The sequence below is a fragment of the Bifidobacterium saimiriisciurei genome (genome assembly GCF_010667655.1).
Classification (GTDB): domain Bacteria; phylum Actinomycetota; class Actinomycetes; order Actinomycetales; family Bifidobacteriaceae; genus Galliscardovia; species Galliscardovia saimiriisciurei.
The window spans coordinates 112,370-127,338 of sequence record NZ_WHZU01000008.1 but is presented as its reverse complement, the minus strand read 5'-3'; the positions used below and the strand labels follow the sequence as shown (position 1 = coordinate 127,338).

Genomic DNA, 14,969 nt, shown 5'->3' with positions numbered 1-14,969 from the left:
ATCATGCGTTTCGCGCTGTTGAATCGTTGGTCGTATCGTCGTCCGCGGACTGTGCGCCGATCATCTGATTGACCGACGCAAGTACTCTACGCCTGTTGCGGGATTTACGCCGTCGGCAATTCGCACATCGGGCGATTCCCATCCGCCATCCGCATCATGCCCGTTACATGACTCGGGTAATCTGTCCCCGAACGGCGTGATACACACCATCGATTCCGACAGAACGACGCGGCGCCGCGACCTCATGCATATCGAAAAACGATAAGTCGGGAGTAAAAGATGGGTGTATTTCTCAGGGATGCCGTCTTTCTTGCGGTGCTGTTCCTGTCCAACGTCATCCAGGCGATCACCGGATTCGCGGGGACGCTGCTGGCTATGCCGTTCTCGATTCGCCTCATCGGCGCCGAGGAGGCGAAGGTGGTGCTGAACGCCATCATGGTGATCTCCTGCCTGTGGATCGGCGCACACGACCGTCGACACATCCAATGGCATCATCTGTGGAAGATGCTGGGGTTCATGGTGGTCGGCATGGCCGGAGGCATCGTGCTGTACCGCATGCTGCCGCAGATTCCGATGCTGCAGGGCTATGGCGTGTTCATCATCGCCATAGCGTTGAAGAACCTGCTGTGCCCGGCGAAGCACAACCCGTCCCGTGCAATGCAGGTGGTGATTCTGCTGGCTGCGGGCATGGTCCACGGCATGTTTCTGGCGGGCGGGGCGCTGCTGGTGTTCTATGCCGCCGCCGTGCTGCACGACAAGGACGAGTTCCGGGCGACCGTCTCCTGCGTATGGGTGGCGCTCGGCGTGCTCATCGGCGTCGAGCAGGTGGCCATCGGCGCGGTGACCGCGCATACGATGCTGCTGACCGGCATCGGGCTGCCGGCGTTGGCCGGCGCGATCGCATTGGGCAACTGGCTGCAGCATCGCATGTGCCAGGCCACGTTCCTGAAGATGACGTATGGCCTGCTCATCGTCTCCGGGCTGTCGGTCATCGTCTGACGGACCGGCGCGGCAACGCCTCGCTCCGAGACGTCCGAAGCCATGCCGCACAACGGAGAACGCACATGATGCCCGATAACATCGTCGTATCGTGACCGTCGTAGCATGACGGCCATGACCGTACGACTCAAGGAACTGTTCGAGCAGGCGAAGGACCATGAGGTCACGCTGCTCGCCGGCCAGAACGGGCTGGAGCGCCCGGTCCGCTGGGTGCACATGGTGGAGAACGAGGAGATCGCGGGATTCCTCGAAGGCCAGGAGATAGCGTTCACCACCGGCATCGGCCTGGAAAGCCAGGAGGATCTGATCTCCGTGGTCCGCAAATGCGACGAGAACGGCGCCAGCGGCCTGGTGGTCAACGTCGGCCCGTTCATCCGGCAGATCAGCCCCGAGGTCATCCGGTACTGCAACGCCCATGACTTTCCGCTGTTCAGGGTGCCGTGGAGCGTGCACATGGCGCAGATCATGCACCAGTTCAGCCTGACGATCACGATGTCGGAGAAGCACAGCATGGAGCTGGCGGCCGCCCTAGAGAACGCCATATTCTGGCCGGACCGCGAGGAACTGTACATGGACTACATGGACCAGAACGGATTCGGGCAGCAATGGAACTACTGCGTGGGCGTGATGGAGGTCTGTGCGCGCGACGACCGGCAGGACACGACCGCACGGGTGAACGACACCCGTCTGGCGGCGTTCGTGCGCGCCGCGGAATCGCTGATAACCCGGCATCAGTGGCGGGCCGCGCTGCTGCAGATCGAACACCGCATGGTGATGGTGTTCGCCCGCTACGACATCGACAAGGTCGAGGCGATGGTCAGGTCGGTGCTGGCCGCGTGCCGCGGAATCACGAACGACGACGAACTGCTGTATCTGGGCATCGGCAAGGTGACGCGCACGGCCCGGTGCATCGGAAAGAGCTACGCCCAGGGTCTGAAGCTCGAACGGCTGCAGAAGCATCGCGGCCGCGACGGCGAGCCGTTCCTTTACGAGGATTCGGGCGTCGACAAGCTGCTGCTGTCGATTCCGGACACGGAGATCCTCGAGGATTACTACGAGTCGACCATCGGCCCGCTGATCGAGCATGACCGGGTGAACAACACCGACCTGACGGAGACGCTGCGCACGTACCTGCGTTTCAGCGGCAGCGTGAAGGAAACCGCGGAGACGATGATCGTGCACCGCAATACGGTGACCTACAAGATCAACAAGATCGAGCACATGCTGGGGGTGAATCTTTCGGATTTCGCCGTCCGGGAGCAGCTGTCGCTGGGATTGCGGGTACGGGAGATCCTCGACTGCTGACGTCTTCCGGCGCCCGACCGCAGCTTGCATGCGCCGTCCGCCACTGATTGTGCCAGAGCACAATCAGCTTTGGTTTCCGCATCGTTGTTCCTCGACCACGAGGTTCGTAAAGTACGAAGTACATCAAGGAACACAACGATTCCTTGAGATTACCGCGCGAATCATGTGGCGCGAGGAACCCTGCATTTTGTGTATCGTGCATAGTTTTCTGCGCCCATTTTCCGCCGATGGACAACGACGAAACTGACGGACACTAAGGAGACGATGATGGAAGCATTGACCGGTGAGGAAGTGGCGAAGCTGCATCAGGACTACGTCATGCAGTCGTGGCACAAGCAGGGCGGCAAGGCGATGCCGGTCAAGGAGGCCAAGGGCATCTACCTGTGGGACTATGACGGCAACAAGTACGCCGACATGTCGTCGCTGCTGGTGTGTTCGAACCTCGGCCACGAACTGCCCGAGATCGTGGACGCCATCACCGAGCAGGCACACAAGATGTGCTTCATGTCGCCGGCATACGCCTCCGAGCCGAAGTCCCGACTGGCCAAGATGCTGGTCGACGTGGCGGGCCCGGACTTCTACCAGCGGGTGTTCTTCACCAACGGCGGCGCCGACTCCAACGAGAACGCCATCAAGATGGCCCGCATGGTGACCGGCCGCTCCAAGATCTTCAGCTGCTACCGCAGCTACCACGGCTCCACGCTGGGCGCGTCGTTCGCCTCCGGCGACTGGCGTCGCTTCGCCACGGAGGCCGGCGGCGAGGCCCCGAGCTTCGTGCACTTCATGAACCCGAACATGTACGAGGACGGCTTCGACCGCGGAGTGGACGACGAGAAGGTGACGAAGCTGTACCTCAAGCGTCTCGAGGATCAGCTCATCTACGAGAACCCGTACAACGTGGCCGCGATCCTCATGGAAAGCATCGTCGGCGCGAACGGCGTTATCCTGCCGCCCAAGGGGTATATGGAGGGCGTGCGCGCGCTGTGCGACAAGTACGGCATCCTCATGATCTGCGACGAGGTGATGGCCGGCTTCGGCCGCACCGGCAAGATGTTCGCCTGGCAGAACTTCGACCTGAAGCCCGACATGTTCACGTTCGCGAAGGGCGTGACCTGCGGCTACGTGCCACTGGGCGGCGTCGTGGTCTCGAAGAAGATCTCCGACTACTTCACCGACCATGTGCTGCAGTGCGGCCTGACCTATTCCGGCCATACGCTGGCCTGCGCCGCCGGCGTGGCCGCGGTGAGCTACTACCTCGACCATGACGTATGCGCGCATGTGAAGAAGATGGAGGGCGTGCTCAAGCCGTTCCTCGAGTCCATGGCCGAGAAGCACAAGTGCGTGGGCGAGGCCCGCTGCATCGGCCTGTTCGCCGCGCTCACCATCGTGAAGAACAAGGCCACGCGCGAGCTCATGGCGCCGTACCACGCCTCGAACAGCGTGATGCCGACCATCATGGCCGAGCTCAAGAAGAAGGGCTTCCTCACGTTCGGCCGCGAGACGAACATCAACATCTGCCCGCCGCTGATCATCACCGAGGAGGAGCTCAACGAGCAGCTGCCGAAGCTGGACGAAGTGCTCACCTGGGTGGACGAAACCTACTGCGACTGACGCCGACGTGACATCATCGAACGGTCATCATCCATTTGTTTTCGGAGGGGAATCATGATGTGGGATTACGAACAGCCGGTCGACATCCGGTTCGGCAACGGACGCGTCAGCGAGATCGGCGAGCTGGCCCGCGAGCGCGGACTGCGCAACGGCATGCTGATCACGAGCGGGCATTTCGTGCGCGACGGTTTCGCGCAGCGTCTGATTGACGACAGCGCCGGCGCACTGACCGGCATGTTCAGCGATTTCTCTCCGAATCCCGATGTGAGCGAGGTGGACGCCTGCGCCGCGGTCATGCGTGAGTCGGGCACCGGCTTTGTGGTGGCGATGGGCGGCGGCAGCGCCATGGACCTGGCGAAGGCCGCGGCGAGCATCTGCCTGACCGAGGATTCCATCGCCGACTACCACGGCACCGGCAAGGCGATGCCGCAGGAGCATCTGCCGCTGATCGCCGTGCCGACCACGGCGGGCACGGGCAGCGAGGTGACATGCGTTTCGGTGCTCACCAACCGTGCGCTCGGCAAGAAGGCTCCCATCGTCTCCGACGGATTCTTCCCGGACCTGGCGATCGTGGACCCGGAGCTCACCTATTCGGTGCCGCCGTATGTGACGGCCTGCACGGGCATGGACGTGCTCAGCCAGGCCATCGAGGGGTATTGGAGCAAGGGGCATCAGCCCATCTGCGACGCGTGCGCCGTGCATGCCGCCAAGCTGGTGTTCCGGTGGCTGCCGGTGGCCGTTGCCGAACCGCGCAACGCCGAAGCCCGCGAGAAGATGTGCGAGGCGTCGGTGATCGCCGGTCTGGCGTTCACGCTGCCGAAGACCACGTCGTCGCACGCGTGCTCGTTCCCGCTCACCAACATCCATGGCATTCCGCATGGCGAGGCCTGCGGCCTGACGCTTGACTGGTTCGCCCGCATCAACGCGGACGCCCAGCATGGCCGGGTGCAGGAGTTCGCCCGCATGCTCGGCTTCGCCGACGTGGACGCCATGGCCGACGCCATCCACGACCTCAAGGTGACCATCGGCATGCGCACAGGGCTGAAGGACCTTGCGCTCAGCGAATCGCAGATCGACGATCTGGTGCGTATCAGCCGTCACCCGAACCTGTACAACAATCCGGTGGACATCACCGATGAGATGCTGCGCGACATGTACGAGTATCTCGCCGCCACCGACTGATTTCCCCGAACGCACCGCCGCGTCCCAGGCAGCGGTGCGTTTTTCATATCGTTTCCGTCCAAGAGAGGAACACACCATGAGCAGCACGACCACGACCCCCACGACACGCAAACCGTTCCGGCTGCCGGGCTGGATGCAGTCCAGACGCATCCAGCCGGTGATCTCCCTGGTGCTGATCCTGCTGGTCTGGTGGGGCGCCACGGCCGCGAAGCTGGTGAATCCCCTGTATCTGCCCGGCCCCGGCCAGGTATGGAACGCGTTCGTGGAAGCGAACAGCTGCCGTCCGATCGCGGCCGGCTCCTCGCGCATCGTGTGCGGCGAGCAGCAGTACTTCCTCTGGCAGCATCTGGTCGTCAGCCTCGAACGCATCGGCGTAGGCATGGCGCTGGCCATCGTCTTCGGCGTGCTCATCGGATTCCTGCTGGCCGAGGTGCAGTGGCTGAACCGCATCGTGCTGCCGTATGTCAACTTCATCCGTGCGCTGCCGCCGCTGGGCTACATCGGTCTGCTCATCGTGTGGTTCGGCATCGGCGACACCACGAAGATCTGGCTGCTGTTCCTCGCCGCGTTCCCGCCGATCGTGCTCGCCACGGTCGATGGCATCAACGGCGTGAACCGCGACCGCGTCAATTCGGCGCTGTCGCTGGGTGCGAATCCGCTCAAGGCGTTCCTGTTCGTCGTGTTTCCCAGCTCGCTGCCGTCGATCATGAACGGCATTCGTCTGGCGGTCGGCTTCGCATGGACGACCGTCGTGGCCGCCGAGCTCAACAACGGCATCCCCGGCATCGGCGCGTTGGCCTATCTTTCCGGCACCGAGCTCAATACGCCGCTGACCATCGCCTGCATCTTCGTCATCGGCATCGCCGCCCTGCTGCTTGACGGCCTGATCCTGCTCATCACGCATCTGGTCACGCCGTGGGTCGGCCGCGAATAGCGCATGCCATACATCCAGACAGCCGGGACGCCGCACCGTACGGGCGCCGTCCGCACCGAGACCTTCTACGAATCGAGAACATCATGACCATCACAGACCTCTCCCACCGCAACGACTTCCGTCGTCGCATCGCCGTGCGCGTGGCCGCACTGGCCTCCTGCGGCGCCATGCTGGCCGGCCTTGCCGGATGCGCGCCGATGCCGACGGCCGACGAGCTCGTCGGCAACACGTCGGGCTCCTCGGCGAAGAACGCCACCTGCCCGGTCACGGTGAACAAGGACTTCACCGGCACCATCCGCATCGCATGGCAGGCGATCCCGAACGCCGACCTCGTCGTCAAGGACCAGGGCATGCTCGAGGCCTGCATGCCCAAGGCGAAGATCGTGTGGAACCAGTTCAATTCCGGCGGTGACGTCATCCAGGCGTTCGGCTCGCGCTCGCTCGACCTTGGTCTGGCCGGTTCAAGCCCGGCGGTCCGTTCCGTCTCGTCGCCGCTGAACCTGCCGGTCAAGGTCGCGTGGATCCACGACGTCATCGGTCAGGCGGAATCGCTGGTCACCCGAGACGATTCCGCGAAGACCATCAAGGACCTCGCCGGCAAGAACATCGCCGTCCCGTTCGGCTCGACCTCGCATTTCTCGCTGCTGTCGGCGTTGGACGCGGCCGGCATGGACGATACGGACGTCAAGCTCATCAATCTCGACCCCGACAAGATGTCGGCCGCGTGGACCCGCGGCGAAATCGACGCCGCATGGGTCTGGGATCCGGTGTTGTCGAAGCTCAAGGCCGATGGCGGCCATATCGTGACGTCGAGCGCCGAGACCGCCAAGGCCGGCTCCGCGACCTACGACATGGAACTCGTCTCGACCGATTTCGCCGAGAAGAATCCCGGCGCCATGGAGACATGGACCGCCGTGGAGAACTACGCCGCCAAGCAGATCGCCGGCAAGCCGCAGCAGTCGGCCGAGTCCGTCTCCTCGCAGCTGGGCAACTCCCCGAAGGAGGTGCTCACACAGTTCAAGGGGTACACCTATCCCGACGCCAAGGCGCAGAGCGAGATATTCCATGGCAATCTGCCGGCGACGTTCAAGGCGACGGCCGAGTTCCTCAAGACGCAGAACAGCCTCGACAGCGTCAGCAATTCATATGACAGTTCCTTATATACGAAAGCCATCGACGCGGTGGCCGGCGAGAAGTAAGACATGACGCTCCGTTCCCGGCGCACATGATGCACGCCATGCGAGCGGACAAGAGAAAGGACCTCCGATGAGTGACGCATTGACCTGGAACGAACTGCTCGACAAGCAGAAGATGGATTCGGCCGGCATCGCCGTGGACATCCGCGGCGTGAACAAGCGGTTCGTCACCCAGCAGGGCGACGAGGTGACGGCGCTGCACGACATCAACCTGACCATCAACCAGGGCGACTTCATCTGCGTGGTCGGCCGTTCCGGCTGCGGCAAGACCACACTGCTGAACATGCTCGCGGGATTCGAACAGCCGACCGACGGCGAGATCCTGGCCGGAGGACAGCGCATCACCAAGCCCAGTCCGAAACGCGGCGTGGTGTTCCAGAAGCCGCCGCTCTACCCATGGCTCACCGTGCGCAAGAACGTGGAGTTCGGCATGAAGATGCAGGGCGTCGAGCCGGCGGAACGCAAGAAGACCGCCGATCATTATCTGGAGATGGTGGGATTGGCCGATGCCGCGAACCGGCGCCCTTACGAACTGTCCGGCGGCATGCAGCAGCGCGCGCAGATCGCCCGTGTGCTGGCCACCGACCCGGACGTGATCCTGATGGACGAACCCTATGGCGCGCTCGACGCCCTGACCCGCGAGAAGCTGCAGAACGAGCTGCTGAAGATCTGGCAGGAACGCAAGAAGACGGTGTTCTTCATCACGCACAGCGTGGACGAGGCCATCTTCCTCGCGACCCGCGTAATCGTGATGAGCGCGCATCCGGGAACCGTGAAGATGGACATCCCCATCACGATTCCGAAGGACCCCGACGACCCGAACAACCTGGAGCAGGTGCGCTCGACGCCGGAGTTCGTGGAGCTGCGCGACCGCATCAACGACGCGATCCATGTGAAGGACGATCAGGCGTAGTATTCGCCGCCACCGCTATTTGACGGTGAAGGTGGCGCGGCGAAGGTCCTCGCGGCGGCTGGAATGACCGACGAGCAGCTCGAAGTCGCCGGATTCGACCACGCGGCGCGCGGCCGCGTCCACGATGGAGCAGTCGTTGACCGGAATCTCGAACCGCACGGTCCGGGTCTCGCCCGGCTGCAGGGTGATCTTCCGGAACGCCTTGAGCTCGCGGTCCGTCCAGCTCACCGACGTGACCAGGTCGCCGACGTACGCCTGCACGACCTCGGAGCCGACGCGGTCGCCGGTGTTCGTCACGTCGACGCTCACGGCGATGACGTCGCCGCGGGTGAACGTGGTCATCACGCCGGTGGGGGCGTCCTCGGCATGGTCGAGGCCCGCGTGGCCGATCGTCGGCTCGCCGTAGGCGAACGTGGTGTAGGAGAGTCCCTCGCCGAACGCGAACGCCGGGTCCTGCGTCAGGTCGGCGTACCGGTTGCCGTGCTGGCCGCGAATCTGGTTGTAGTACACGGGCAGCTGGCCGACGTGGCGGGGGAACGTGATGGGCAGGCGTCCGGTCGGCTCGGTCAGACCGAGGATGATCTCGGCGATGGCCTGGCCGCCCTTCATGCCGGGGCTCGGCGCCCACAGCAGCGCGTTGGCGTTCATGGCCGACTCGGGCAGCACCTGCGGCTTGGAGCTCATCAGCACCACCACCATCGGCTTGCCGGTGGCGTACAGGGCGTCGAGCAGCGCGTTCTGCGCGCCGACAAGCTCAAGCGTTGCCGTCGAGCAGCCTTCGCCGATGAGCTGCACCACGTCGCCGACCACGGCCACGATCAGTTCCGACTCGTTGGCGGCGGCCACGGCCTCGTTCAGCATCGACTCGTCGATGGCGGCCGGCACGCCGACCTTCGGCCGTGGCTGGCCGTCGGGGAAGAACTCGCCCTCCGGATCGGGAACGAGGTCGACCACGTCGGCGCCGCGACGGTACACGACCTCCCAATCGTCGGGCAGCAACGCCTCGAACGCGTCCTTCACGGTGGTGATGGTCTCGCGCGGATGACCGTCCGGCATCCAGGTGACCTGACCGGAGTTGCCGGCCCAATCGCCCAGCTGCGTCTGCGCGTCGTCGGCCAGCGGGCCGACCAGCGCGATGCGGCGCCTGGGCTTGACGGAGGATGATTCCACGTCATCGGAGACGACGTCCGAGCCGTCGGCTGCGGTCGTATTTGTATCGGCGGCGGCCGCAACGGCATCCGCGTCGAACGGCAGCACGCCGTCGTTCTTCAGCAGCGCCACGGATTCGCGGGCCAGATCGAGGTTGACCCTGCCATGCTCGTCGTTGCCGATCACGGCCCTGATGCGTTCGGGGTCGGGCAGACGCGGGTTCTCGAAGAGCCCCAGACGGAACTTCAGCGCCAGCACGCGGCCGACGGCGGCGTCGAGCTCCTTCTCCGAAAGCAGTCCGCTTTGGATGGCGTCGTACGCGCCGTCGTAGAACTGCGGCGTGGTCATGACCAGGTCGTTGCCGGCCTTCACCGCGGCGGCCGCCGCATGCGTGTAGTCCGGCTGCACATGCTGCTCCCATACCGAACGGCCGACGTTGTCCCAGTCGGTGATCAGCGTGCCCCGGTAGCCCCATTCGCCGCGCAGCACGTCGGACAGCAGCCACTTGTTGAACGTCACCGGCACGCCCTCGATGGACTCGTAGCCGAGCATGAACGTGCCGCAGCCCTCCTTGGCCACGCGTTCGAACGGCGGCAGGAACCAGGAGGCGAGCTTGCGGTGGGAGAGGTCGGCTTCGGAGGCGTCGCGGCCTCCCTGCGTTTCGGAGTAGCCGGCGAAATGCTTGGCCGTGGCGAGGATGGCGTCGGCGTCAAGCGAGCCCTCGGTGGCCGGCCCCTTCTGGTATCCGCGGACCATGGCCGAGGCCAGTTCGCCGATGAGATGAGGGTCCTCGCCGAACGTCTCGCCCACACGACCCCAGCGGGTGTCTCGTGCGATGCACAGCACGGGGGAGAAGGTCCAGTGCACGCCGGTGGAGGCGCCTTCGACGGCGGTCACGCGCGCGGCCTTCTCGACCAGCGACGGGTTCCATGAGACCGCCATGCCGAGCTGTTCGGGGAAGATGGTCGCGCCGGGGTAGAACGAGTAGCCGTGGATGAGATCCTCGCCGATGATCAGCGGGATACGAAGCCTGGTGCGGCGCACCAGTTCGGCGGCGCGGTACAGGTTGTCGGGGCTGGTGTGCAGGATCGAGCCGACGTTGACGCGCAGGATCTCGTCGTCCAGGTCGCCGCGGGCGTCGAGCTGCATCATCTGGCCGATCTTCTCGCGCAATGTCATACGTCCCAGCAGGTCGGCGATGCGCTCGTCGATGCTCAGCGAGGGGTCGCGGAACGGCAGGGACCGCAGCTCATCGTCGTCGCGACCATCATCGGCGCGACCATCATCGGCGGGTGCCTCATCGGCACGCACGTCATCGGCCCGCGCCTCGGCGGCCGACCCCGCACGGCCGGACGCGGCCGGCGGCACCGGAATCGGAATATCGGGAATATTCGGGATATCGGGGGTCGCCTCGTCGAAATCGAAACTCAACGGCTTGATGTCCCCGGCCGCATCGATGGAGTCATCGATGCCGGCAAAATCATTCATATCTGCTGCGGACACGCCGTTCGCCTTTCCTCGTCTGTCATCTGTCGTTGTCGCCGCACGTCGTTCCGCCCATCGTCCGACGTCATACGCCGTCCGGCCGACGTCGATTGTCGCCCATATTGCTGGACGCAACCTGTCCGAGCGCCGATACCCTCCTGAATACAGTAATCCAACCCCCGATGTTTCGCGTCGTCCGCGCGATGCGCGGCCGCGAAACCGAGGGGGTTGGATGATGACTTCGCCGATATCGGCTACTTCGCCGTCGCCCTGGCGTATTCGTCGAGCAGGAAGGCGGTGAGCTCCTTGCCGCCGTCGCTCTTGATCATCGGCATCGAGTTGATGGGCAGCGTCTTGAGGAAGACGCGCACGATGTCGGTGTCGGGCAGCTGGGGGAGCGTGCCGGCCCTGCCGCGCGACTCCATGTCGGCGACGATCCTCGCGCCGACGGGATCGTCCTGCCATTCGCCGTACGTGGACCATTCGGTCAGCGGCTTCGCCTTGCCGTCGCCGTCGAGCGCGACGACGCCGGAGGCGGCGACGTCGCGCGAGCTGACGCCGACCTCGACCGTGTATTCACCGGCTTCGACGTGCCAGTCGTCGAACGTCTCGGACCAGTAGGCGAAGGCGCGCTCGTCGAGGTCGAACTCGACGGTCGTGGATTCGCCGGCCTTGAGGAACACCTTCTCGAATCCCTTGAGCTCGTGGCGGGGACGGGCGACCTCGGCCTTGCCGGGCGCGACGTACACCTGCACGACCTCGGCGCCGTCGACGTCGGACGTGTTGGTCACGGTGGCGGAAACATGGGCAGTGTTTGCGCCGGACTTCGTCACGGCGACGTCGGCGAGCGCGAACGTGGCGTAGCTCAGTCCGTAGCCGAACGGGTAGGCGACCGGCTTGTCGTAGGTGTCGTAGTAGCGGTAGCCGACGAACACGCCTTCGCCGTAGTCGACGTGGCCTTCCTCGCCCGGCCAGTTCATCATGCTCGGGTCGTCGTTGATGTCCATCGGAATGGACTGGGCGAGCTTGCCGGACGGGCTCTGCTCGCCGAAGATGACGTCGGCGAGCGCGGGGCCTCCGGCCTGGCCGAGCAGCCACGATTCGAGGATGCCCTTGGCGTGGTCGCGCCACGGGGCGATGGAGACGACGGAGCCGTTGGACAGGACCACGACGACGTTCTCGTTGGCGGCGGCCACGGCCTCGAGCAGGGCGACCTGCTTGGCGGGGATGTCGAGCGATTCGCGGTCGAAGCCTTCGGACTCGGCCGCCTCGGGCAGGCCGAGGAACAGCAGCACGACGTCGTTGGACTTCGCGGCGGCCACGGCCTCGTCGGTGAGGGCCTGGTCCTGCGGCTCGTCGGCGAAGGTGAAGCCGGGCGCGAAGGTGGCGTCGATGCCGCGCTGCGCGAGGGTATCGAGGAAGCCGGTCATCTTCGTGGGGGTGATGTGCGAGGAGCCGCCGCCCTGATAGCGCGGGGTGCGGGCGAATTCGCCGATCACGGCGACCTTGGCGTCGGCGGCGAGGGGGAGGATGGCGCCGTCGTTCTTGAGCATGACGATGGATTCGACGGCGGCCTGATGGGCGACCTCGTCGTGGGCGTCGACGTCGTAGCGGTAGTCGTTCTGGCTCATGGCCGGGCGGGCCTTGTTGACGAGGTCGATCATGCCCTGTGCCATGCGGTCGAGCTGGGCGGGCTGGATACGGCCGTCGCGGGCGGCATAGACGATCTCGTCGTCGGTGAAGCTCGGCGGCATTTCGAGGTTGAGTCCGGCGTTGAGCGAGGCCACGCGGTCGTGGTCGGCGCCCCAGTCGCTCATCACGATGCCCTTGAAGCCCCATTCGTCGCGCAGCACGTCGGTGAGCAGCCAGCGGTTCTGTGCGGAATGCACGCCGTTGATCTGGTTGTAGGAGCACATGATGGTCCACGGCTGCGCGGTCCTGACGATGTGCTCGAACGCGGGGAAGTAGATCTCACGCAGGGCGCGCGGCGAGATGCGCGCGGAGATGCGCAGACGGTCGGTCTCCTGGTTGTTGGCGGCGAAATGCTTGAGCGAGGTGCCCACGCCCTTGGACTGCACGCCCTCGACGATGCCGACGGCCTCGTGGCCGGCCAGGTACGGGTCCTCCGACCAGTATTCGAAGCAGCGGCCTCCGAGCGGGTTGCGCTTGATGTTCACGCCGGGGCCGAGGATGACGGCCACCTTCTCCTGCACGCATTCCTCGCCCATGGCCTCGCCGACCCTGACGGCCAGCGCCGGGTTCCACGAGCTGGCGAGGCCGGCGGCGGGCGGGAAGCAGGTGGCGGGCACGGAGTCGTCGAGGTTGGTGTCGCCGGTGTCGGTGGCGAGGGATTTGCGCAGGCCGTGCGGGCCGTCGGTGATCATGTAGCCGGGGATGCCCTTGGCCTCGACGCCCTGCAGATGCCAGGCGTCGCCGCCCGAGGTGAGGCTGGCCTTCTCCTCGACGGTGAGGTCCCTCACGCTGGGGTAGGAGGGCTTCGCGGCGCCGGTCGTGGAAGTGCCAGGGGCTGCGGCGCTGGTGTTCTCGCTCATTGGTTCTCGCTTTCCGACGTCGCCGCCGCGGTTCGTTCCGTACGGCAGGGGCTTCCGTGCCCCACGTCATGGTCGTGTTCGTATTGGCTGGATGACGATGTTGCGAGCGGATGTGATGTTCATCGACGAAATCACAACCGACCGGTTGGTAAATAACATACCACCACTTTTGGCCCGACACACACAGGTGTCGAATATCGTTCGAATACCAAGGATCGCAAACCCGACCCAACGCCTACCGACCGGACGGTATTGACTATGATGGATGAGATGACGCCTACGGCAAGGCCCAGGACGAGAAGCGCTAGGGAAGGATGAGAGACATCATGGCCACAACCACTCGAACCACACGCGGCACGCGTTCACGCGGTTCCGTTCGCGACCCGGAACGACGCGAACGGATTCTTGACGCGGCCATCGAGTACTTCGGCACGTTGGGCTATTACGGCACCTCCATCCAGAAGATCGCGACCGAGGTCGACCTGACCAAGGCCGGCGTGCTGCATTATGTCGGCAGCAAGGAGGGCCTGCTGAAGATGGTGCTGGCGGATATGTACGACCAGGAGACCAACGAACTGCTGCGCTCGTGCGCCTCGAGGCCGCGACCGCTGCTCGCCGAGATGTTCCGGGAGAACGTGGCCATTAACGTCCGTCGACCGAAGCTGGTGCATATGTTCTCCACGCTGAGCGCGGAGGCGCTGGACCCGAATCATCCGGCGCACGACTACTTCGCGCAGCGCGAGCGCGATGGGGTGGAGCAGGCGCTGAACATCCAGTGGGCGGTTCCCGACGGCGTCGATCCGGCGGAGGTGCTGCTGGCCGGATTCAGCATGATGGATGGCGCCCAGCTTCGCTGGCTGCGCACCCCCGGCCAGGACTTCGAGAAGATGTGGGCCCGCTGCGAGGATGTGCTGTTCCCGCTGCCGATGTGGGAGGGATACCGGTAGAGACCTCCTGTCGCGAAGGTCATTTCCGTTCATGACATGGTGGAATCGCACTGCAATTTTGTTCAGTTTGCGCAGGAGCAGCGTTTCACAAAAGCTCACGCCACCTACAATGGGCATGAATCGGCGATGACCATATGATTCGGCCATCGCGGCCCTGCCGCAGCATATCAACGATGTTTCACGTGAAACATCGCATGCGCGGCGGCACCGCAACGAATCCGCAAAGGAGCATGACATGAGCACGATTTCCACCGAGGAACTCATCACCAAGGCCATCGAGGCACGCGAAGGTTCCTATTCGCCGTATTCGCACTTCTGCGTAGGCGCCGCGCTTGAGGCGACCGACGGCACGGTATACACCGGCTGCAACATCGAGAACATGGGCTTCGCGCCGACCATCTGCGCCGAGCGCACCGCCTGCGCCAAGGCCGTTTCCGAAGGCCATCACGAGTTCACCCGAATCGCGGTGGTCGGGGGAGCGAAGGGACCGCTGACGTCGTTCTGCTCGCCGTGTGGCATGTGTCGAGAATTCCTCTGCGAATTCTGCGAACGAGACTTCGAGATCATTCTCGCCAAGAGCCCGACCGAATACAAGTCCTACACGCTTGACGAACTGTATCCGCTCACCGAGAAGCCGGTCTTCGACACCGACGACCCCTTCGGCGGTGCATTCGGCGGCAAGTGAGATCACGCCGC

General features: G+C 64.5%; 11 protein-coding genes. 9 read left to right on the top strand and 2 right to left on the bottom strand.

Features of this window, described 5'->3' with window-relative positions; translation table 11 throughout:
* Positions 1-279 precede the first annotated feature (279 nt).
* The 7 genes from GFD18_RS06380 to GFD18_RS06350 all read left to right on the top strand — a co-directional run bounded on the left by GFD18_RS06380 (position 280) and on the right by GFD18_RS06350 (position 8,140).
* Positions 280-999 (top strand): sulfite exporter TauE/SafE family protein, encoded by a 720-nt coding sequence (locus GFD18_RS06380; protein ID WP_163198874.1) that lies wholly within the window; start codon positions 280-282, stop codon positions 997-999.
* A 114-nt stretch (positions 1,000-1,113) separates the two neighbouring features.
* Entirely contained in the window at positions 1,114-2,304 is a 1,191-nt protein-coding gene (locus GFD18_RS06375) for a PucR family transcriptional regulator (protein ID WP_163198871.1), read from the top strand.
* 264 nt (positions 2,305-2,568) lie between these two features.
* Positions 2,569-3,915: an aminotransferase class III-fold pyridoxal phosphate-dependent enzyme gene (locus tag GFD18_RS06370; protein WP_204313970.1), complete on the top strand. Its 1,347-nt coding sequence runs from the start codon at positions 2,569-2,571 to the stop codon at positions 3,913-3,915.
* Positions 3,916-3,969: 54 nt separating this feature from the next.
* Positions 3,970-5,097, top strand: coding sequence for an iron-containing alcohol dehydrogenase family protein (locus GFD18_RS06365; protein WP_163198869.1), 1,128 nt, complete (start codon positions 3,970-3,972; stop codon positions 5,095-5,097).
* 76 nt (positions 5,098-5,173) lie between these two features.
* Positions 5,174-6,031 carry an ABC transporter permease gene (locus GFD18_RS06360; protein ID WP_163198866.1) on the top strand — a complete coding sequence of 286 codons (858 nt, stop codon included), beginning with the start codon at positions 5,174-5,176 and terminating at the stop codon, positions 6,029-6,031.
* 83 nt (positions 6,032-6,114) lie between these two features.
* On the top strand, positions 6,115-7,230 hold the full coding sequence (locus GFD18_RS06355) for a taurine ABC transporter substrate-binding protein (protein ID WP_204313969.1): 1,116 nt from the start codon (positions 6,115-6,117) through the stop codon (positions 7,228-7,230).
* A 67-nt stretch (positions 7,231-7,297) separates the two neighbouring features.
* On the top strand, positions 7,298-8,140 hold the full coding sequence (locus GFD18_RS06350; RefSeq protein WP_204313968.1) for an ABC transporter ATP-binding protein: 843 nt from the start codon (positions 7,298-7,300) through the stop codon (positions 8,138-8,140).
* A gap of 15 nt (positions 8,141-8,155) precedes the next feature.
* Here GFD18_RS06350 and GFD18_RS06345 read toward each other — a convergent pair whose 3' ends face one another.
* On the bottom strand, positions 8,156-10,468 hold the full coding sequence (locus GFD18_RS06345; RefSeq protein WP_163198995.1) for a glycoside hydrolase family 3 N-terminal domain-containing protein: 2,313 nt from the start codon (positions 10,466-10,468) through the stop codon (positions 8,156-8,158).
* A gap of 560 nt (positions 10,469-11,028) precedes the next feature.
* Positions 11,029-13,326: an exo-alpha-(1->6)-L-arabinopyranosidase gene (locus tag GFD18_RS06340; RefSeq protein WP_163198863.1), complete on the bottom strand. Its 2,298-nt coding sequence runs from the start codon at positions 13,324-13,326 to the stop codon at positions 11,029-11,031.
* Between the two features lie 326 nt (positions 13,327-13,652).
* On the opposite strand from GFD18_RS06340, the gene GFD18_RS06335 reads away from it, so the two are divergent.
* Both GFD18_RS06335 and GFD18_RS06330 read left to right on the top strand, forming a co-directional pair.
* Positions 13,653-14,273: a TetR/AcrR family transcriptional regulator gene (locus GFD18_RS06335; RefSeq protein ID WP_163198861.1), complete on the top strand. Its 621-nt coding sequence runs from the start codon at positions 13,653-13,655 to the stop codon at positions 14,271-14,273.
* 145 nt (positions 14,274-14,418) lie between these two features.
* Positions 14,419-14,958, top strand: a complete 540-nt coding sequence (locus tag GFD18_RS06330) for a cytidine deaminase (protein ID WP_318644388.1) — start codon at positions 14,419-14,421, stop codon at positions 14,956-14,958.
* The last annotated feature ends 11 nt before the right edge of the window (positions 14,959-14,969 follow it).

What these genes read in the sequence shown, in the direction of transcription:
- GFD18_RS06340 (WP_163198863.1), bottom strand. Translation starts at nt 13,326, where the DNA reads ATGAGCGAGAACACCAGCGCCGCAGCCCCTGGCACTTCCACGACCGGC.
- GFD18_RS06380 (WP_163198874.1), top strand. Translation starts at nt 280, where the DNA reads ATGGGTGTATTTCTCAGGGATGCCGTCTTTCTTGCGGTGCTGTTCCTG.
- GFD18_RS06370 (WP_204313970.1), top strand. Translation starts at nt 2,569, where the DNA reads ATGATGGAAGCATTGACCGGTGAGGAAGTGGCGAAGCTGCATCAGGAC.
- GFD18_RS06350 (WP_204313968.1), top strand. Translation starts at nt 7,298, where the DNA reads ATGAGTGACGCATTGACCTGGAACGAACTGCTCGACAAGCAGAAGATG.
- GFD18_RS06375 (WP_163198871.1), top strand. Translation starts at nt 1,114, where the DNA reads ATGACCGTACGACTCAAGGAACTGTTCGAGCAGGCGAAGGACCATGAG.
- GFD18_RS06355 (WP_204313969.1), top strand. Translation starts at nt 6,115, where the DNA reads ATGACCATCACAGACCTCTCCCACCGCAACGACTTCCGTCGTCGCATC.
- GFD18_RS06365 (WP_163198869.1), top strand. Translation starts at nt 3,970, where the DNA reads ATGATGTGGGATTACGAACAGCCGGTCGACATCCGGTTCGGCAACGGA.
- GFD18_RS06360 (WP_163198866.1), top strand. Translation starts at nt 5,174, where the DNA reads ATGAGCAGCACGACCACGACCCCCACGACACGCAAACCGTTCCGGCTG.
- GFD18_RS06335 (WP_163198861.1), top strand. Translation starts at nt 13,653, where the DNA reads ATGGCCACAACCACTCGAACCACACGCGGCACGCGTTCACGCGGTTCC.
- GFD18_RS06345 (WP_163198995.1), bottom strand. Translation starts at nt 10,468, where the DNA reads ATGACATTGCGCGAGAAGATCGGCCAGATGATGCAGCTCGACGCCCGC.